Source organism: Selenomonas sp. oral taxon 137 str. F0430, assembly GCF_000183625.1.
GTDB classification, from domain to species: Bacteria; Bacillota; Negativicutes; order Selenomonadales; family Selenomonadaceae; genus Centipeda; species Centipeda artemidis.
In genome coordinates this window covers 196,183-214,579 of the sequence record NZ_AENV01000005.1, presented here as the reverse complement: position 1 = coordinate 214,579, position 18,397 = coordinate 196,183, and the positions used below count along the sequence as shown (strand labels likewise).

Sequence of the window (18,397 nt, the reverse complement as noted above, 5' to 3'; positions counted from 1 at the left end):
ATTTTCCCTCGGCTCTCGTAACTTTGCCCCGCATGAACACATCAGAGCTGCTTCGTATACCGATAGGACTCGTATTCCTCCATGCATTGATAGCCGAGACGTTCGAATGTGCGGCGCGACGCTTCGTTCTTCTTTTCCACATAGGCGACGAGGACGCTGCGCGGATGACGGGTGCGCATATGCTCTTCGAGCAGTGCGACCATGCGCGCGCCATAGCCGTGCCGACGGTATTCGGCGGCGATGCTGCACGAGATGACGAATCCCTCGTCCCTTTGGTTGACGCGGATGCGCCCGATGGGGGTCTCCCCCCGCATGAGGATGAACAGCTTTGCGCCCGGATCACGCAGCGTCTCCTCCACCCACAGCAAATGCGTCGACGCATCGAGCTTTTTGCTGTGAATTTCCCGTGACGTTCCATCGTTACGCCATTGAAACAAGAGCGCGGCATCCGCCATGGTTGCCTCCCGCAAAAAAAGTGTATCGATCGTCTTCACCGCCCTTCGCTATTGGAGCATTCGATTTCGTATAAACTTTGCAAATCGTCTCTTTATTATACCACAAAAGCGCAGCTCGTTATATAGCTGCGCTCTTTTCAGGTGCATTTATTGTTGAAAAATTTTTAGCCGAGGACGATCTTGAGCGGCGTCCCCTCCATGTAGGTCTCGGGATGCCCGCTCTTCAGTGCCGTGCGGTAGACCTTCATCGCGTCTTCGAACACGTTGAGCGAGAAATCCAGATCCTCCTGCGTATGCGTGTAGCACGGGAACACGTTCCATCCGAGCAGCACGCCGCGCTTGACGCTCTCCTGCATAAATATGGAGTTATAGAGCCAGTCGCGCCGCCCCTCGTAATCCGTGTAGTCAAAATTCATACGGCACGGGTAGCCGATGAGGTCGATCGGCACGCCGATGTCCTTGGCGAGTTTGCGGAAATTATCTTGGAGGTACTTCCCCTTCGCCCAAATCGCCTTCGTCACCTCACCGGACTCCAGTTCCTTCATCACGGCGATGCCCGCCGCGAGGGAAAGGCACTCGCCGCCGAACGTCGTCGAGATGAACACCTTCGGATCGACGTCCTCCATGATGTCTTTGCGTCCCGCGACCATCGCAAGCGGCATTCCGTTCGCCATCGCCTTGCCAAATGTGGAGAGATCGGGCATCACGCCGAAATACGCCTGCGCGCCGCCGATGCCGAAGTGGAAGCCGTTCACGATCTCGTCAAAGATGAGCAGCGCGCCGTGTTCATGGCAGAGCGTTTTCAAATCTTCGAGATAATGCTCCTGCGGCGCCTCGTGTTCGACGGCTTCGGTGATGACCGCGGCGATGTCGTCCGGATATGCTTTGAAATAGTCCCGCACCTGTTCAAGGTCGTTGTAGTCAAATTTATGGATATAGCTGTGCGACTCCGGGAGGACGCCGCCCTGCCGGTCGTGCTCCGCCGCCGTCGTCCATTCGTGCCAGCCGTGGTATTTGCCGCGCAGGACGTGCCGCCGCCCGGTGTAGGCGCGCGCGATGCGCACCGCCGCCTCCGTCGCACCGGAACCTGTCTTGAGGAAGCGTACCTTGCCCGCGCTCGGGATATGCTTTACGCAAAGCCGCGCATATTCGACCTCCTCGGGCGCGACGAGCGAGTAGCCCATACCGCGGCGCAGCTGCGCGACGACCGCATCGTCGACAGCCTTGTATTGATAGCCGAGCAGGACGGGACCCATGCCCATGTCGTAATCGATGTACTCCGTGCCGTCTACGTCCCAGACGTGCGCGTCCTTGCCGTGATCAATATAGATCGGCGAAACACCCTTGATGTGCGTCTCCGTCCCCTTGCTGTAGAGCTGGCAGCCCGAGAGGATCGTGTCCTGCGCCTCTGCCCAAAGCTCGTTGGATCGGTCAAGTTTGCGGTTTAGAATTGCGCTCATATACTGTAGTGACTCCTTTGTTTTGCTTCATCTTTTCCGAGGCTTTTTGAAAAGCCTTCTTTATCTAGGCAACGGTTATCTGCTCTGCGGCAGGGATGATGTGACGACGCGTCCCGCCGCCCCGGGCGGGGAGAGGGCAAAGCGCCCGTCCGCCTGCATCTCGGCGACGCGCGTTTCAAACTGCGTGGGGCGTGGAAGTTCATAGGCGGGGCGTCCGCCGGTCTCGGCGAGGAGCTTGTCGGCGTAGGTTAAAATCAGCTCGGGCGGCATCCGCTTCATGCACATCATGTGCTCGTCGCCTGTGAGCGGGCATTCGTGGATGCGGCACGGGTGGCACGGGACGGGGGCGCGCACGGAGATGCTCTTTGCGTCGTAGGGGTAGAACCCCGGGATGGGCGACGCGCCGAACATGCACAGGACGGGGACGTTCATCGCGACACCGACGTGCATGGGACCCGAGTCCGTCGTGATGAAGAGGGCGCACCGCCGCAGAAGCCCCGCGAGCGTGCCGAGCTTTACTTTCCCGGTAAAGATATGCAGATGCGGATGCGCCCGCTCCTGCATCTGCGCAACACAGGCGTCTACCATCTCGACGTCCATGGGGCCGCCCATCATGGCGACGTGATAGCCGCGCGTGAGATAACTATCGGCGACGGCGGCAAAATAGCCGGACTCCCAGCGTTTCGTCCGCCAGCTCGCACCGATATTGAGCGCGACGACCCGATCCCCGGGGGCAAACTCCGCCGCCCACAGGCGCGCCGCCTCTTCCTCCGCTGTGGTCGGCACCCACATCTCGAGCCCCGCGTCGTCGATCGTGCCGATGACGCCCGCATCGCGCAGCGCTACATAGTGAGAGTGGATCTCGTGCATGATCTTATTTTGATCGGGGCTTACGGTGTCAAATGCGAGGGCAAAGCCCGGCTTTGCATAGCCGACGATGCGCCGCCCGCCCGAGAGTGCGGCGAGCGCCGAGGCGCGTTCGTTGCGGTGGAGATTGACGACGAGATCGTATTTTTCTTTCCGCAGCTTCATCGCAAAGCGGAGGATGCCGAGGAAGCTGTCGTCCTTCCCTTTTTTATCGATGAAGAGACAGCGATCGACATGCGGGTTCTCGCGCACGATGTCGGCGAGCAGGAGGTCGGCGAGGAGTGTGATGTGCGCGGCGGGGTAGTTGTGCCGGAGCGTACGCAGGACGGGCGTCATGAGCATGAGGTCGCCGAGGTGCATGAGGTTGATGACGAGGATGTTTTCGTACATGCGCCCTCAGTCCTTTGCCTGCATATAATACAGCTTCACATATTTTGCCATCGTGTAAAACGCGTGGAACGCGGCAAGGACAAAACCGAGCCGCCCTTCGAGAATGCCGCCCTGCAGGATGTAAAACCGAAAGAACGCAAACGGCGGATCGAACAACACTTTTGCAAACGAGCAGGTCTTGCCCGCCGCATGTTGACGCTGTGCCATCAGTGTCGTATATTGGTTGAATTTTTGAAAATAGCGATCCCAGCTCGTATATGTATAGTGGTAAAGCTCGCCCGCAAGCCGCCGAACGGGCAGCTCCGTGCAGGCGCGCTCATGGACAAGCCCCTCCCAGCGCACGGCATCGCGCGGGAAAAACCGCAGGCACAGATCGGGGCGATGTCCGCCGTAGCGCATTTTCTGCCCAAAGGCGATATTGACCCGCTTGATCTCATAGGCAAACTTGGGGCTTTCCTCTGCGATACGGCGCATTTCCTCCCCCGCCGCAGGGCTGACGCGCTCGTCCGCATCCAAATATAGAACCCAATCCGCCGTCGTCTCCGTGAGCGCAAAGTTGCGCTGTGCGGCAAAGTCCCCCACGAGCGGCCGGGAAATGACGCGCGCCCCCGCCTGCGCCGCGATCTCGCGCGTCCTGTCCTCGCTCTCATCGTCAATCACGAGGATCTCATCGGCGAACGCCGCGCTCCGGATGCACGCGCCGATATGGGCTTCCTCATTGTGCGTGAGAATAATCACCGCGATTTTCACAAAATCCTCCTTGCCGGTTCGGTCATGCATCGCCGGAAATGAGCGGCATCGCCCGCGCCATCACCTGCTCCGGCGTAATCACGTCAAGGCAGTCGAGCCCGAGCGGGCAAATGCGCTTCATGCAGTGCCGGCAGGGGCGGTCGATCTCGATGACGTTCTCTCTCTGCCGGTAGAGCCCGTTGCGCGCCGGCGGCCACGAGCCCATGAGCATGAGCGTCGGCGCACCGACCGCATCCGCGAGGTGCGTGGGACCCGTATCGCCGCCGACCACAACGCGCGCGCCGCGCAGGAGCGCGGCAAGCTCGGGGAACGTCGTCCTGCCGACGAGGGACGGCGGGGCTTCCTCTGCCGCTGCGGCGATCTCTGCGGCACGCCGCTCGTCCGCCGCGCCGCCCCCCACGAGGAGCGGCGTGATGCCCGCCGTGCGGAGGAGTCCCGCCAGACGCGCGAAATGCGCCGCCCCCCATATCTTATTCGCCCGGCTTGCCCCGACGATCAACGCGGCATAGGGACGATCGCCGCCGCAGACCGCCGTGCGCTTTTCCGCCGCAGAACGCACGGCATCCGCCGGGATCTGCAGGGGGAAGCGAATCTCGCGCACGGCACAGCCAAGGGCGCGCGCGACGTCGAGATTCTGATCGACGATGTGCCCGCCGATGTGCGCCCCCCGCACGGGGCGCGAGACGAGCCACGCCCCCTCGCGCATAAAGCCTGTGCCGATCTTTTTCTTTGCGCGCACAAAAAAAGCGATCGCCGCCGACTTAAACAGCCCCTGCAGATCGAGCGCCGCATCGTACCTGCGCGCCCGAAGAAGCCGGCGAAACACAGGAAAGCCGCGCCGAAAGCCTGCCCGTGTCCGCAGCTCCTTTTTCGGAAAGACAATCACCTCGTCCACCGAGGAGCACATACGGACAATATCGTATGCGGGCGGCTCGACGACCCATGTGATGTGCGCCGCGGGATACGTTTCCTTGATCGCGTATGCCGTGGGGAGCGCATGAACGACGTCCCCGATCGCGCTGAGTTTGACGATGAGGACGCTGTTCACGATTCCTGCATCCGCCGGATGATATTCGTTGTGGATTTCCCGGCGACGAGTGGGATGAACGCGACCGCACCGCCGCAGCGCTCGACGATGCGTGCCTCGGGCAGGGTCTCGCGCGTATAATCGCCGCCCTTGACATAGACGTCGGGGCGCACCTCGGCGATGAGTTCCTCCGCCGTATCCTCGCCAAAGATCACAACCGCGTCCACAGATTTCAGCGCGCCGACCACCTCCGCGCGGTCATGCTCATCGTTGACAGGGCGCGTCTCCCCCTTCAGCCGACGCACGGACGCGTCACTGTTGAGTCCAAGGATCAGGTAGTCGCCGCACGCCCGCGCCGCCGCGAGGTAGCGCACATGCCCCGCGTGGAGGATGTCAAAACAGCCGTTGGTAAAGACAACGCGCTGCCCCGCCGCGCGCAGCGCCGCGGCATATGCGCGCACCTCGTCCCGCGGCATCAGCATGGCAACCTCTCCTCTCTGCGCGCGGCAGTGCACGACGCTGCGGCACATAGTCCCGCAGCGTCTTTTACCACGGCGTGAACTCCCATTTAATTTTAAGCGAATTCTGCTTCGACCGCCAACGCAGAATGATCTGCGAACAGTGCAGGTCATGGAACCAGTAGTAATCGACATCCGTCCACGTCCGCGGCTCCTGTGCATATTTACCGCCGATGGCAATACGGTTGCGCTTATCAATCCGCAGGCTCATGCCGACCTGCCAGACCTTTGAATAGTCCTCTTGACCGTAGGCAAAAAGCGCATTCTGCTTTGTGTTCTTGGTATAAAGATAGCCGACATACGCAGCGAGGCGATCGTTAAACTCCTTTGTAAGGAACGCGCTCGCGTTCATGCCCTGCACACGCGAATGATCGTAGCTTTCGCGCGTGATGGAATATCCCGCCGCAAGATCAAGCTCAAATCCGTGAAAGGGTATCGTATCGTGCGCAACGGAGATGCCGTAGACCCAGTGATTGCTGTGGATGCCGCTGCCGTACCAGCGCCCGTACTCGGAACTGAGGCTGTAGTGAATCGGTGACTTCCCGATGCGCTGTCCATAACCAAGAATGAGCGAAGGTTCCTTTTTGATCCACTCGCTGTCACTATCCTCATAGTTGCCGTAGGTCAGGAGTGCACGCGCGCCCCCATTCTCCCAACCGAGATCGTAGTGCGTGCGCCACCCTCGATTCGTCGTCACGTGGAGGTTCACCGCCGCCGTCACGCGCGGCGCAACGGTCTGTTCAAAGGTCTGTTCCACCCACGCCCCGTCGTCGCTGTCATAACCCGCGCGCGGGAAATTTCTCTGTATGGGATGCGAAACGTCCACCTCATGGCGTTTCTTTGTGAAGATCACTTTATTCTTCAGCCAAAACTTCACATTTGTGAGCACGAGCCGATCCCCTGGATACAGCTCTGCCACGTCCGCACTCAAATGATAGTCGGGATGCTGGGCGCTGCACTTCGTCTGTGTGCCGTCGTAGACCACAATTTTATCGGGGTAAAACTCAAACCGCTTCCCGGTCATATAGTAGGCGCCGACCTTGCCCGCCGCCTCGTCCATCGTCCCCGTGCGCTTTTGATAATTGTAGTTGATGTGATAGCCGTCGAGCGTAACGCGCGCCGCGCCCTCGGTGAGCTGGAGCAGATGTGCGCGGTCGGGAATAGAGACGTCTCCGGAGGTTGTATTCCCCTCCACATAGTCCCCTTGGAACCGCCGCGCCGCGAGCTGCACAATATCGACATGCCCCTTCGCCGTGAACGCGCCCGTACTCTGATCGTAGGTGAGATCGTCGCCCTCAAAGGCGATCGGCGAAGGCTGCGCAGCATCCACAGGATGCCTCAGATATTTCCGCATCGCCTCGACATCCGCGAGCAGTTTCTCCTGCTCCGGCGTGAGTGCATTCGCACGCGCTTCGCGGCGGCGGTTCTCGATGAAGTCCAAATGCTGCATCCCCGTCTCGCCGTCCGCACTGTACGCCGCCTCGACCGCCTGCGGAAATAATGTACAGGCGGCGGTGAGCGCGAGTAAGATACGCTTTTGCAAGGCTGTGGTCATGGGCGCATTCTCCTGTCTTTTCAAAAATAATTGCACGTCTATACTACATCATAAACGGAATTTTCGCAACCAAAAAGGGGGATGCAGTGCGGCGCCGTACACAGATAAGATAAATTTGACGCGCTATGCGATTTCCTCTATAATGGAACGGATATGAAAGCGAATGTGGGATCGGGGATTCCCCCAAAGGAGGCGTTGATGCGGATGCGGCGGTACAGTGTGCGCGGACTCCTGCTCGCCGCTCTCGTGTTCCTCATGGGACTCGGTCACTGCGCGGCGGCAGAGGATATGCAGTTCGTCGATGCGGACGGCGACACCGGCTACTATGTGGATACGCTCTCCATCGTGCGCGTGTCGGAGGCGGAGCGCGACGCCGTCGTTGCTGTCGTGAAGGCGGCGGAAAATCGGCGCTATCTCTATCGGATGCGTTTTGACCGCACGCAGAGTACCTACCGCATTTTTTCCACGCAGGTGGAGATTTACGACACGAAAGAAGTCCTGCGCACCGTCCCAGGCACGGACATACCGCAGCCCTATACGGCGAGCTCGCCGATGCGGAGCATCGTAGACTTCATTGAGGAATTTCTGACGGCAAAAAAGCAAACGGCAAAGTAGGAGGATGATCTATCCATGCGAGAAAAAATCTGCGCACTCATGCTGACCTTTGTGCTCGTACTCACGTCTGTGGGCACGGCATTTGCGGCGGAACCGCCGAACGCGGTACAGTCCAAACTGGCGCTCATCGAGCAGGATACCTACGGCAAGGAACAGACGGGCGCACTCATCGACCGCATCAACCGGCTCGAGCGCGACTACGACGGCAAACACCGCTCGGGCAGCCTGATGGCGCGCATCGACGCGCTCTACGAGGAAATCTATACGACCGGCACCGTACCGTCCGTATTGATGGATCTCAACGCGATCGAGTGGAACATCAGCCATGAGACGAGTATGCGCTCCGTACAGGAACGCATCGGCGAGATGGAGATGTCACTCCTCGGGAAAACGGGCGACGGCACATTCAAGAAACGTATCTCTGCACTCAGCACCGCTTCGTTCGGCGCGAAGGATATTCCCGTCGTCCCCGTGACCGTCCCGGCGAATACGCTCATCAAAGTTTCGCTCGTCACGCCCGTCAATGCAAAGAATCTCAAGGTTGGCGACACGATCGAGTACCAGGTCGCGGACGACGTATTCGTCAACGATGCACTCGTCTTTACGAAAGGTTCGCGCGGCGAGGGCACGGTGACAAAGGTGCGCCAGTCGCGCAATTTCGGGCGCAACGCACAGGTCGAAATTGACTTTAACAACACAAAGGCGCTCGACGGCACCTATGTGACAACCTACATCGGCGAAGAGGCGAAAAAGGAAATGCAGCATCTGGCGATGGCAGCAGGCGCATCGCTCGCGGGCATGGCTGTGCTCGGTCCCATCGGAATCGTTGCGGGCGCTTTTGTCCGCGGCAAAAACGTCGACCTCCCCGCAGGAACAGAATTCTACATCCAGACAAAGGGCGAGACGACGCTCTACGGTGTACAGACCACCTATGACAGCGCCGCCTCGTTCCAAGCGCCTGCATCGACGCAGTCGGGTACGTCGGCAGATGATGCGGCGGGGTATGACGACAGCGTCTATGATGACGCGACATAAGGTGCAGCATAGGATTTTCATCCGCAGCGTCCATCTTCTTAGCCCTTGAACACGCTGCCCCGCTGCAAAGAATTCAAGAGTAAGGCAGCGCCGCCCCTATCGAGGCGGCACAACACACAAATCTCCATAAAAACGGGACTGCTGCCCAAAATGCAGCAGTCCCGTTTTACTGTATCTGATTATTTATAGCGGACACAGCGTCCACGCCCTCGCTTATGACACTTGATCAGCCAGTGCGCACACCGTTCGGCAATTACTTCACAAAGAATCCCGCGAGCTTCATATTCCGGTCATAAGTGAGACGATAGACGACCGCCGTCGCCTTGTACCCGACTGCGATCTCACCGATCGCAATAACCTCGTCCCCTTGACGCAGCGCAACCATATACGGCTTGCCGAACGCCACACGCGCCCCCCATTTCGGCGCGAACTCTGCTTTTGCCTCATTCACGAGCTGCTCCGTGAGTCCCGAACGCATCTGGTCGGTTGCGCTCGCCTGCAGCGCCGCAATGTCGCCCTTTTCAAAGAGGTCAATTGTCGACTTCATCTGTTCCTCGAGCTTCGCCACGGTAAAGACACCGCTCTCCTCGATGGACATCTGCACAACCTCGGGTGCAGCCTGCTGCTGTTCCGCCGGCGCTTCTTCGGCGAACGCCGCAGGTGCGGCAACGGTACCGCCGAGCATCAGCCCCATGCAGAGCGCACATACGATACGACGAAATTTCATCATCATCTACTCCTTTGAACCAAACATTTTACTTCACACAAGAAAAACATGCCAGCGACTCCACACACTCCACGGAGACCTCGCGGTAGAGCTTTTGCAGACGCATCGTAAGACTCTCCTCCGTGTCATACGGCGGCGTGAAAAATCCCATGCGCTGATAGAGCTGCGTGACGACAAACGTCGTCCGCGGGTTCTTCCCCAGGATGAACACCGAGCCTGTCAGCCGCCCGCCCGGACGCAGTACGCGGTGCACCTCCGCCCATGCGCTCTCCTTGTCCGGGAACGCGTGAAAGCCGTTGATGGATACTGCCGCATCGAAGAAATCATCCTCGAACGTCAGCTGTCCGACATCCCCCTCGACGAAAGCGACGTTGCGCACACCGAGCGCATCCGCCCGCGCCCGCGCCGCTGCGAGCATCGCGGGCGAGTAGTCGAGACAAGTGATGTCGGCGTCCGGGAGTTCCGCGTAGACGGGGAGCGAGAGACAGCCCGTCCCGACCGGCACCTCGAGCAGCCGCCCCGCAAAGCCCTCGTGCGCCGCGCGCAGCGCGAGCCCCACATAGCGCGCAACGCCCGCGCGGTCGAGCCCCCACACGAGCCGTGAGACGAATTTCCCCGACCATGTACTGTACGTCATCATGCCGTCGTACAGATTCGCAAGCCGCCCAACCGATCGGTACGCCCCGCGGATCTTTTCATACCGCCGCTGTTCCTCGTCCATCATGAAATCCTTTCTCCTATCGATTTCGTTATTGTACCATAAATACAGCAGCTGTTCAAATCTTCACGATATGGACAGCGTTCTGATTCGGTGGTAGAATTCGCATATACTCTATTTTCTCCGTACAGCCTCGAACCCGATGGACATGTGATGAACCGCTTGACAGATCGATGAAGGGAGACGAATATGCAGCAGCACTTCTATACGGTACTTATTCTCGCAGCAGCGATTGCCGCGGCGGGCTGCGGCACGACCGCCGAAAAGGAAATGCCGCCTCCCCTCGTGCGAACGGTCACGGTCGGCGATGCCTCTTCTACAGGCGACACGGGCTATGCCGGCACGGTGCGCGGACGATACGAGACAAAGCTCGCCTTTCAGGTCGGCGGACAGATTCTCTCGCGCAACGTGAACGTCGGGACGCGTGTCCGCGCGGGCGATGTGCTCATGGTCATCGACGCGCGCGACGTACAGCAAAAGGCGAACGCCGCGGATGCGGGCGTTGCCTCGGCGCGCGCACAGATGCAGCTCGCGCGCACGAATCTCGCGCGCTATGAGGAGCTCTACGCCGCACAGGCGATCTCGGCGGCAGCGCTCGATCAGTACCGCGCACAGGCAGACGCCGCCGAAGCTGCCTATCGTCAGGCGGCGGCGCAGAGCACAGAGGCGAGCAACGCGCTCGGCTACACACACCTCGTTGCAGGTGCGGACGGTGTCATATCGAATATCACGGTCGAGGAGGGTCAAGTCGTCGCCGCGGGGCAGACGGTCATGACGCTCACGCAGGAGGGCGCGCGCGAGATCGAGATCGCCGTTCCGGAGAGCCGACTATCGGATGTCTCGGTCGGTATGCCCGCCGCCGTGACGCTCTGGGCAGACGATATTGCCTATACGGGCACCGTGCGCGAGATCGCCCCCGTCGCCGATGCCGCGACGGGCACCTACGCCGCGCGCATCGCACTGAGAGACGCCCCCGCGGAACTTCCGCTCGGCATGACGGCGCATGTGCGCCTTTCCTCTGCGGAGGCGGCAGGCGCGGTACTCCCCCTTTCCGCCCTGTACCAAACGGGCGATACCACAGGTGTCTACATCGTCGAGGACGGCGCGGTACATCTCCAACCGGTCACGGTCACGGCATTCCGCGATAACGACGCGGTCGTTACGGGACTCCCCGCGGGCGCTGTCATCGTGACGGCAGGCGTTCACCAACTGCACGAGGGAGAGAAGGTGCGCACGCAATGAGGAATCTCACCGAACTCTCGCTGCGCCACCGCTCTCTCGTTTGGTATTTCATCATCGTCTTCGCCGTCGGCGGCGTCTTCGCGTACCGGTCACTCGGGCGCATGGAGGATCCCGCGTTCACCATCCGCCAGATGGTCGTCTCCGCCGCATGGCCGGGTGCAACCGCCGAGGAGATGCAGGAACAGGTTACGGACAAACTCGAGCGCCGTTTCCAAGACGTCCCGGGGATGAAGCAGATCAAGAGCGAGACGCGCCCCGGGCAGACCGTCATCTATCTGGAGCTGCGCCCCGAGGTGGACAAGGCGCAGATTCGCCCGACGTGGCGCGACGTGCATAACTTCGGCGAAGATGTCAAACGGGATCTGCCGGACGGCGTGCTCGGTCCCTACTACAACGACCGATTCGACGACGTGTACGGCTCGATCTACGCCGTCACGGGCGCAGACTACTCCTATGAGGAGCTGCGCGCCATGGCGGAGGACGCCCGCCGCCGCATCCTCGCCGTGCCGAGCGTGCAAAAGGTCGTCCTCATCGGCGTCCAGCGCGAGCGCGTCTACGTCGAGATCGCGCTCGACCGCCTCGCGCAGCTCGGCATCAGCCCGCAGGTCATCACGGACGCTCTGGCGGGACAGGATGCGATGATGACGGCGGGGCGCATCGAGACGGAGACGGACAATGTGTATCTGCGCGCCTCGGGCGTCTTTGAAAACGTCGAGGATATCCGCGCGCTGCCCATCGCCGCGAACGGGCGCGTCTTTCGTCTCGGCGATATCGCAAAGGTCGAGCGGCGCGACATCGAGCCTGCCGATCCGAAGATGTTCTACGACGGCGCCCCTGCCGTCGGTATTGCTGTCTCCATGGCGGACGGCGGCAATATCCTCGAACTCGGGCAAAATCTCTCGGCACTCACCGCAGAGATCCGTGCAAACCTTCCGCTCGGTGCACAGCTCAGCGAGGTCTCAAACCAGCCCGCCGTCGTGCAGAACTCCATTGACGATTTCGTCGAGACGCTGCTGCTCGCCGTCGTCATCGTGCTCGCCGTCAGCTTCCTCTCGCTCGGACTGCGCACGGGGCTCGTCGTCGCGTGCTGCATCCCGCTCGTCCTCGCGGGCACGTTCGTCGCGATGTATATCCTCGGCATCGACCTGCACAAGGTCTCACTCGGCGCGCTCATCATCGCGCTCGGTCTGCTCGTGGACGACGCCATCATCGCCGTCGAGATGATGAGTGTGCAGCTTGAGCGCGGCATGGATCGCTTCGAAGCCGCGTGCTACGCCTTTACCCAGACCGCAAAGCCGATGCTCACGGGTACGCTCATCACCTGCGCGGGGTTCATCCCCGTCGCGTTTGCCAAGGGGCTCGCGAGCGAGTTTTGTGCCGCGCTCTTCCCCGTCATCGGTATCGCGCTCGTCCTCAGTTGGATCGTCTCCGTCATGGTCGCGCCGCTGCTCGGGTACTACCTCATCCGTGTCAAAAGTGAAGAGACCGCGCACGATCCGTACCAAAGCCGCTTCTACCGGCTCTTTCGCCGCGTGTTGACGACCTTTCTCGCGCATCGCGCCATCGTGCTCGTCGGGACGGTACTCGTATTCGCCGCATCTCTCGTTGCTTTTCCGCATATCAAGCAGACCTTTTTCCCGCCGTCGCTGCGCCCCGAACTGCTCGTCCGTCTGACGCTGCCCGCAGGCGCGTCCATGCAGGCGACGCAGGCAGAGTCGGATCGGCTTGCGGCGCTCCTCGACGCGCATATGGACAAAATCGAAAACTACGCGTACTACGTCGGCAGGTCTACGCCGCGGTTCGTCCTCACCGTCGATCCGAAGGCGGACGCCGACAACACGGCGCAGTTCGTCATCACGGCGAAGGGCACAGCGGAGCGCGAGCAGCTTGCCGCGCTGATCGGAGACGCACGCCATGACGAGCTCTCGGGCGTGCGCGTCACAACGCAGTACATCCAGACGGGGCCGCCCGCCGACTTCCCCGTCATGCTGCGCGTCTCCGCGCCGACCGCAGACGAGGCGCGCCACGTCGCCGAAGAGGTCGCCGCGATCGCAAGCGCCGATGCCGCCACGGCGAACGTACACCTCGACTGGACGGAGAAAACGAAGGCCGTCCGCATCGACTTTGACAAGGAGAAGCTGAAACGGCTCGGCATCAGTGCCAAGACGGTCAAGCAGATGCTCTACACCGAGCTCTCGGGCGCGCAGGCGGCGGAGTTCTACACGGGCGACCGCACGATCGGCATCGCTCTGCGGCTTGCAGAGCCAGATCGGACGAATATCGAGCGGCTCGGGGAGCTCCCCGTCGCCACGTCCGGCGGGTACATCCCGCTCGCGCAGATTGCGCATATTTCCTACGAGGCGGAAGATGGATTCATCAAGCGCCTCAACCTGCGCCCGTCCATCCTCGTACAGGCGGAGGTCACGCAGGGCGAGGGCAACGACGCCGCGCGCCGCATTTTCGCCGCGACAAAGGAGCTGCGCGACAATCTCCCCGCGGGAACGACGATCGAGACGGCGGGCGCGCTCGCGGACTCCGCGGACTCCATGAGCTACCTCGTAAAGCCCGTACCCGCCATGATTTTCATCATCATGACGCTCCTCATGATACAGGTCGGCAGCATGGGCAAGATGACGCTGACCATCCTCACCGCACCGCTCGGGCTCATCGGCGTCGTGCTCGCGATGCTGCTCACGGACTCCGCCGTCGGCTTCGTCGCGTATCTCGGCATTCTCGCGCTCTTTGGCATGATCATCCGCAACTCCGTCATCCTCATCGATCAGATCAAAAAGCATGAGGACGCGGGCGAGCAGCCCATGGACGCCATCATCGACTCCGCTGTTCTGCGATTCCGCCCCATCATGCTCACCGCAGCCGCCGCCATCCTCGGCATGCTGCCCCTCATGCGCAGCATCTTCTGGGGGCCTATGGCAGTCGCCATCGCGGGCGGACTCATCGTCGCCACCGTGCTGACACTGCTGGTACTCCCCGTGATGTATGCCGTGGCGTATCGCGTGAAGTGAAGAGAACAAGAAAAAGCTATCGCATAGAAAATTCATGCGATAGCTTTTTAACGTCTATTCTATGTGCGGCTCGGATTTATCGGTTCGGGGGCATATTCTTGTCGCTGCGCAAACGGTGTGCGCGTTACGACTAATGATAAAGGATCCTGTGCCGCACCGCCCGGCGGTCGATCATGCGCCGGGCAGTACCGCGGCGCGGCGACATTGCGTCGACAAGAAACAACCGGAGCACGCCGCCCCTGCGGGGTAAAAGCTCCGCGACGGCGATATATGCCCCCTCACCGTACGATAGAGAACGGCGGAACGCCTGAGGCGGTGCGTTCCCCTTGCATCGTGAGAAGTCTCAGCAATTCACGCCGCCCCCGTAGGGGCACGGCGCTGCCGTGCCCTTGAACGCAATACGGCGGCGTTCCCTACGCCCTCCGCAGGATTTTTTGCAGTGACACAGCTATGCGCCAAAATCCCGCGTCACATTTCGTAAGGGTAGAAGGCTAGCTTCCCCTCCTTATACTCCCCAATATAAATATCCTTCAGCTCATATCCAGCCTCCCGCAGCGCCCCCTTTAACCACACGCGGTCTTTATCGATGAGTTCAAGGGCGTCGTCGTCAATCTGCCCGTCGAGGATGAGCGGATAGCGCGCATTTTGCTCGCCGTACTGGATGACGGTGAGCTGCCCGTTCGGCTCGAGCACGGCGCGCTTCACATCCTTAACGAAGTAGACGCCCGCCATGCGCAGTTTCAGATGAATGTCGTGCGCAAGCAGACCGTGCCGCATGCACTCCTCCACCTTGAGTTTGCCGCGCTCGATGAGGACGGCGGGGCGTCCGTTCACGAATGCCTTGAGCGTGCTGCTTGTGGACTTTAGATATTTCAGAATCAGGACGAGCAGCGTCCACGCGATGAGCTCGAGGACGAATTCGAGCACCGAGATGTCGTTGTTGTAGATCACGCCGCCGATGATGCCGCCGAGCACATAGTTCTGCACCTGATCCGTCGCCGAGCTCGGCGCGAGGTTCCCCTTGCCGAGCAGATTGATCTGCAGAATGAGACACAGGAGTCCGAGCGCGAGCTTCACGAGTACGAGCGAATAGACGATCATGTCAGTCCTCCTTATCCACGATCTGCACATCCCGACTCATCAGATGCGTCCGATCATAGCGAAACGAGGTAAAATCCGCATTGAACGTCACGGTGTAGTATGTCCCGTGCACGCTGACGATCATCCCCTGTTTCAGATTGGTCGAGTTCGTCCGCACCTCATTCACCGTGACGCCGAGATCATCCGCGATGCGGTGCAGGAACAGCGCCATGCGCGATGTCTGCTCCCGATCGCTCCTCGTCTGCGTATAGCCGCTGTACTGAACGCCGCCGAGAAATAAAACGGTGAGCAGCAGAATAACGATGAGATCACGGTAGCGCGAGACGAACCGGCTGCGCAGATATTTGAAAATCACAAAGAGCAGCGCCGCCAGCGCGAGAAACGAAAGCGCGTACTGCACGGCGTCGCTGACCTGACTGCGCTGCACGATATAGGCATAGGTATAGAACTGCAAGGAGCACCTCCCGATATTTCTGCAAAAGTTCAATGATCGTACAGATTACCACGCCGCCGCCCATGCGTCAATAGCCCCGTATACACAGACCGAAATACGACATGTATTCATGCATTTTATTTCTTTTCTTCTGTATTTTCTGTTATAATGGAACTATCATCCAAAGAAGAAACGGCAGCATAGCCGACGGGATGAAGATGTGTTCTGTGTATTGTGGGATGTGTTCCGCATCCCGGCGGGAGTTGAACGCCATGAAGGGTGAGCTGTTTATCAAAGAAAAAAGGTGCAAGGGCTGCGGTATCTGCGCGGCATTCTGCCCAAAAAAGGTGCTCGAGGTGAGCCTCCTCGGCAAGATCACGCCCGTCCGTCCCGATGATTGTATCGCCTGCGGGCAGTGCGAGATGCGCTGTCCCGATTTTGCGATATTCGTGGAGCGGAGGGCAGTCGTATGAGCAAAACAAATTCCTCTGCCCGACTAATGCAGGGCAACGAGGCGGTCGCCGAGGGCGCGGTCGCGGCGGGGGTAACGTTCTTCGCGGGCTACCCCATCACGCCGTCGACGGAGATCGCGGAGCAGATGGCGCTGCTGCTGCCGAAAATCGGCGGCACGTTCCTCCAAATGGAGGATGAGATCGGCGCGATGGGCGCGATCCTCGGCGCGTCGCTCGCGGGTGCAAAGGTCATGGACGCGACGAGCGGCCCCGGCTTCTCGCTGAAGCAGGAGCTGATCGGCTATGCCGCGTGCGCGGAGATTCCCTGCGTCGTCGTCAACGTACAGCGCGTCGGTCCCTCCACGGGGCAACCAACTGCGCCCGCGCAGGGCGACGTGATGCAGACGCGCTGGGGCACGCACGGCGATCACCCGATCATTGTGCTTTCGCCGTGGAGCGTCCGCGAGTCGTTCGACATGGCGGTCATGGCGGTGAACTACGCGGAGCGGTTCCGCTCGCCCGTCATCCTGCTGACGGACGAGATCGTCGGGCATCTGCGCGAGAACGTCACGCTGCCCGCCCCCGAAAAGCTCGACATCTACCCGCGCCGCCTGCCGACCAAGACACGCGCCGAGGGCTACGAGCCGTACGCCGTGGGCGAAGACCTCGTCCCCAACGTCGCACGGTTCGGCGACGGCTATCGCATCCACGTGACGGGACTTCTCCACGACGAGACGGGCTTCCCCTCGGGCAGTCCCGCCGTGACCGAGACCATGCTGCGCCGTCTGCATGAGAAAATCGACCGCGTGGGCGAGGAGATCATCCATGTGGAAGAACATTTTATGGAGGACGCGGACTACGCCGTCGTCAGCTACGGCGGCACGGCGCGCACTGCCTACGAAGCCGTCCGCGCGGCGCGTGCGGAGGGTCTTGCCATCGGTTTTCTGCGTCTCCAAACGATCTGGCCCTTTGCCAATGCCGCCGTCTCACGGCTCGCAGATCGCGTGAAATCGCTCCTCGTCGCGGAGCTGAACTACGGTCAGCTCGTGCACGAAGTCGCGCGCGCGGCGCACGGCACGCCTGTCCGTGCCGCGCTCAAATACAATATGCTGGACTTCACTCCGCAGGAGATTCTCGCGGAGATTCGGCGCATGTGTGAGGAGGGACGGGCATAATGGCGGATATGAATACAAATCTGCACACGGACATCGACCGCGGCTACGAGCAGTTTTTCCGGCAAAACCGTCTGCCGCACCTCTGGTGTCCCGGCTGCGGTAACGGCACGGCGCTCAAATGCATCGCCGAGGCGATCGAGGGCGCGGACGGCATCACGCAGGACAATACGGTCATCGTCTCCGGCATCGGCTGTTCCTCGCGCGGGTCGGGCTACATGGACTTTGACACGGTGCATACGGCGCACGGGCGCGCCATTCCCTTTGCCACGGGCATCAAGCTCGCGCGCCCCGAGCTGAATGTCATTGTCATTACAGGAGACGGCGATTGTACTGCCATCGGCGGCAATCATTTCCTGCACGGCTGCCGGCGCAACGTCGATCTGACGGTCGTCCTTTTCAACAACAATATCTACGGCATGACGGGCGGGCAGACCTCGCCGACGACGCCCACGGGCATGTCCACGACGACCGCGCCCTACGGCACGGTTGACCGCGTGCTCGACGCCTGCCGCATTGCCGAGGCTGCGGGCGCGACCTACGTCGCGCGCTCGACGGCGTTCCACGTCAAGCATCTCACGCAAATGATTTCGGGCGGCCTAGAGAGTCACGGGTTCTCCCTCATCGAAGCCATCGTCCAATGCCCCACCGCCTACGGACGCCGGAACAAGATGGGGGCGCCCGCCGCGATGCTCTCGTGGATGCGCGACCACGCCGTCATGAAGAGCGCGTGGGACAAACTTCCGCCTGAAAAGCGCACGCCGGACAAATTCCCCATCGGTCTCCTCCACGCGTGCGAGGGCGCGGAATACGGCGCGGCAAATACAGAGATCATGCGCCGCGCAGGAGGGCTTTGA

General features: G+C 60.8%; 18 protein-coding genes. 7 read left to right on the top strand and 11 right to left on the bottom strand.

What is annotated here, in order from left to right; all coding sequences use genetic code 11:
* Positions 1-41: 41 nt before the first annotated feature.
* The 7 genes from HMPREF9162_RS02385 to HMPREF9162_RS02355 form a co-directional block, all read right to left on the bottom strand.
* Entirely contained in the window at positions 42-494 is a 453-nt protein-coding gene (locus tag HMPREF9162_RS02385) for a GNAT family N-acetyltransferase (RefSeq protein ID WP_009438239.1), read from the bottom strand.
* Positions 495-619: 125 nt separating this feature from the next.
* Complete coding sequence (locus HMPREF9162_RS02380; protein WP_009438277.1) at positions 620-1,915, bottom strand: aspartate aminotransferase family protein; 1,296 nt, start codon at positions 1,913-1,915, stop codon at positions 620-622.
* A 75-nt stretch (positions 1,916-1,990) separates the two neighbouring features.
* On the bottom strand, positions 1,991-3,172 hold the full coding sequence (locus HMPREF9162_RS02375) for a glycosyltransferase family 9 protein (RefSeq protein WP_009752638.1): 1,182 nt from the start codon (positions 3,170-3,172) through the stop codon (positions 1,991-1,993).
* A gap of 6 nt (positions 3,173-3,178) precedes the next feature.
* Complete coding sequence (locus HMPREF9162_RS02370; protein ID WP_009752745.1) at positions 3,179-3,922, bottom strand: glycosyltransferase family 2 protein; 744 nt, start codon at positions 3,920-3,922, stop codon at positions 3,179-3,181.
* A 22-nt stretch (positions 3,923-3,944) separates the two neighbouring features.
* Entirely contained in the window at positions 3,945-4,970 is a 1,026-nt protein-coding gene (gene waaC / locus HMPREF9162_RS02365; protein WP_009752609.1) for a lipopolysaccharide heptosyltransferase I, read from the bottom strand.
* Positions 4,967-5,431 (bottom strand): D-glycero-beta-D-manno-heptose 1-phosphate adenylyltransferase, encoded by a 465-nt coding sequence (rfaE2, locus tag HMPREF9162_RS02360; RefSeq protein WP_009752573.1) that lies wholly within the window; start codon positions 5,429-5,431, stop codon positions 4,967-4,969. The genes waaC and rfaE2 overlap by 4 nt, the downstream gene beginning before the upstream one ends.
* A gap of 64 nt (positions 5,432-5,495) precedes the next feature.
* Positions 5,496-7,022 (bottom strand): organic solvent tolerance protein OstA, encoded by a 1,527-nt coding sequence (locus HMPREF9162_RS02355; protein ID WP_009658713.1) that lies wholly within the window; start codon positions 7,020-7,022, stop codon positions 5,496-5,498.
* A gap of 198 nt (positions 7,023-7,220) precedes the next feature.
* Between HMPREF9162_RS02355 and HMPREF9162_RS02350 the strand changes: the two genes are divergently transcribed.
* On the top strand, positions 7,221-7,637 hold the full coding sequence (locus HMPREF9162_RS02350; RefSeq protein WP_009752571.1) for a hypothetical protein: 417 nt from the start codon (positions 7,221-7,223) through the stop codon (positions 7,635-7,637).
* Between the two features lie 15 nt (positions 7,638-7,652).
* A complete protein-coding gene (locus HMPREF9162_RS02345; protein ID WP_009752598.1) occupies positions 7,653-8,672 on the top strand; it encodes a hypothetical protein in 1,020 nt (339 codons plus the stop codon).
* Between the two features lie 253 nt (positions 8,673-8,925).
* Here the strand turns inward: HMPREF9162_RS02345 and HMPREF9162_RS02340 are convergent, their stop codons facing one another.
* On the bottom strand, positions 8,926-9,402 hold the full coding sequence (locus HMPREF9162_RS02340) for a DUF3887 domain-containing protein (RefSeq protein ID WP_009752728.1): 477 nt from the start codon (positions 9,400-9,402) through the stop codon (positions 8,926-8,928).
* 25 nt (positions 9,403-9,427) lie between these two features.
* On the bottom strand, positions 9,428-10,123 hold the full coding sequence (locus HMPREF9162_RS02335) for a class I SAM-dependent methyltransferase (protein WP_009438302.1): 696 nt from the start codon (positions 10,121-10,123) through the stop codon (positions 9,428-9,430).
* 183 nt (positions 10,124-10,306) lie between these two features.
* Between HMPREF9162_RS02335 and HMPREF9162_RS02330 the strand changes: the two genes are divergently transcribed.
* The gene (locus HMPREF9162_RS02330) at positions 10,307-11,359 is read left to right on the top strand and encodes an efflux RND transporter periplasmic adaptor subunit (RefSeq protein WP_009752578.1); all 1,053 of its coding nucleotides are present in this window, start codon (positions 10,307-10,309) and stop codon (positions 11,357-11,359) included.
* Entirely contained in the window at positions 11,356-14,382 is a 3,027-nt protein-coding gene (locus HMPREF9162_RS02325) for an efflux RND transporter permease subunit (protein ID WP_009752649.1), read from the top strand. Before HMPREF9162_RS02330 ends, HMPREF9162_RS02325 begins: the two co-directional genes overlap by 4 nt.
* 468 nt (positions 14,383-14,850) lie before the next feature.
* Here HMPREF9162_RS02325 and HMPREF9162_RS02320 read toward each other — a convergent pair whose 3' ends face one another.
* Both HMPREF9162_RS02320 and HMPREF9162_RS02315 read right to left on the bottom strand, forming a co-directional pair.
* Entirely contained in the window at positions 14,851-15,483 is a 633-nt protein-coding gene (locus HMPREF9162_RS02320) for a DUF421 domain-containing protein (protein ID WP_009752674.1), read from the bottom strand.
* Between the two features lies 1 nt (position 15,484).
* Positions 15,485-15,937 carry a DUF3290 domain-containing protein gene (locus tag HMPREF9162_RS02315; protein WP_009658707.1) on the bottom strand — a complete coding sequence of 151 codons (453 nt, stop codon included), beginning with the start codon at positions 15,935-15,937 and terminating at the stop codon, positions 15,485-15,487.
* 251 nt (positions 15,938-16,188) lie between these two features.
* Here HMPREF9162_RS02315 and HMPREF9162_RS02310 point away from each other — a divergent pair, with 251 nt between their 5' ends.
* From HMPREF9162_RS02310 to HMPREF9162_RS02300, 3 genes are read left to right on the top strand one after another with little or no spacing between them, the layout of a single operon-like run.
* Positions 16,189-16,389, top strand: a complete 201-nt coding sequence (locus HMPREF9162_RS02310; protein WP_009658625.1) for a 4Fe-4S binding protein — start codon at positions 16,189-16,191, stop codon at positions 16,387-16,389.
* Positions 16,386-17,543 (top strand): 2-oxoacid:acceptor oxidoreductase subunit alpha, encoded by a 1,158-nt coding sequence (locus HMPREF9162_RS02305; protein ID WP_009752635.1) that lies wholly within the window; start codon positions 16,386-16,388, stop codon positions 17,541-17,543. Before HMPREF9162_RS02310 ends, HMPREF9162_RS02305 begins: the two co-directional genes overlap by 4 nt.
* A complete protein-coding gene (locus tag HMPREF9162_RS02300) occupies positions 17,543-18,397 on the top strand; it encodes a thiamine pyrophosphate-dependent enzyme (protein WP_009752758.1) in 855 nt (284 codons plus the stop codon). The genes HMPREF9162_RS02305 and HMPREF9162_RS02300 overlap by 1 nt, the downstream gene beginning before the upstream one ends.

Excerpts from the sequence above, each read along its gene's own strand:
- HMPREF9162_RS02380 (WP_009438277.1), bottom strand. The coding sequence starts at position 1,915 with ATGAGCGCAATTCTAAACCGCAAACTTGACCGATCCAACGAGCTTTGG.
- HMPREF9162_RS02375 (WP_009752638.1), bottom strand. The coding sequence starts at position 3,172 with ATGTACGAAAACATCCTCGTCATCAACCTCATGCACCTCGGCGACCTC.
- rfaE2 (WP_009752573.1), bottom strand. The coding sequence starts at position 5,431 with ATGCTGATGCCGCGGGACGAGGTGCGCGCATATGCCGCGGCGCTGCGC.
- HMPREF9162_RS02355 (WP_009658713.1), bottom strand. The coding sequence starts at position 7,022 with ATGACCACAGCCTTGCAAAAGCGTATCTTACTCGCGCTCACCGCCGCC.
- HMPREF9162_RS02350 (WP_009752571.1), top strand. The coding sequence starts at position 7,221 with ATGCGGATGCGGCGGTACAGTGTGCGCGGACTCCTGCTCGCCGCTCTC.
- HMPREF9162_RS02345 (WP_009752598.1), top strand. The coding sequence starts at position 7,653 with ATGCGAGAAAAAATCTGCGCACTCATGCTGACCTTTGTGCTCGTACTC.
- HMPREF9162_RS02340 (WP_009752728.1), bottom strand. The coding sequence starts at position 9,402 with ATGATGAAATTTCGTCGTATCGTATGTGCGCTCTGCATGGGGCTGATG.
- HMPREF9162_RS02335 (WP_009438302.1), bottom strand. The coding sequence starts at position 10,123 with ATGATGGACGAGGAACAGCGGCGGTATGAAAAGATCCGCGGGGCGTAC.
- HMPREF9162_RS02330 (WP_009752578.1), top strand. The coding sequence starts at position 10,307 with ATGCAGCAGCACTTCTATACGGTACTTATTCTCGCAGCAGCGATTGCC.
- HMPREF9162_RS02325 (WP_009752649.1), top strand. The coding sequence starts at position 11,356 with ATGAGGAATCTCACCGAACTCTCGCTGCGCCACCGCTCTCTCGTTTGG.
- HMPREF9162_RS02320 (WP_009752674.1), bottom strand. The coding sequence starts at position 15,483 with ATGATCGTCTATTCGCTCGTACTCGTGAAGCTCGCGCTCGGACTCCTG.
- HMPREF9162_RS02310 (WP_009658625.1), top strand. The coding sequence starts at position 16,189 with ATGAAGGGTGAGCTGTTTATCAAAGAAAAAAGGTGCAAGGGCTGCGGT.
- HMPREF9162_RS02305 (WP_009752635.1), top strand. The coding sequence starts at position 16,386 with ATGAGCAAAACAAATTCCTCTGCCCGACTAATGCAGGGCAACGAGGCG.
- HMPREF9162_RS02300 (WP_009752758.1), top strand. The coding sequence starts at position 17,543 with ATGGCGGATATGAATACAAATCTGCACACGGACATCGACCGCGGCTAC.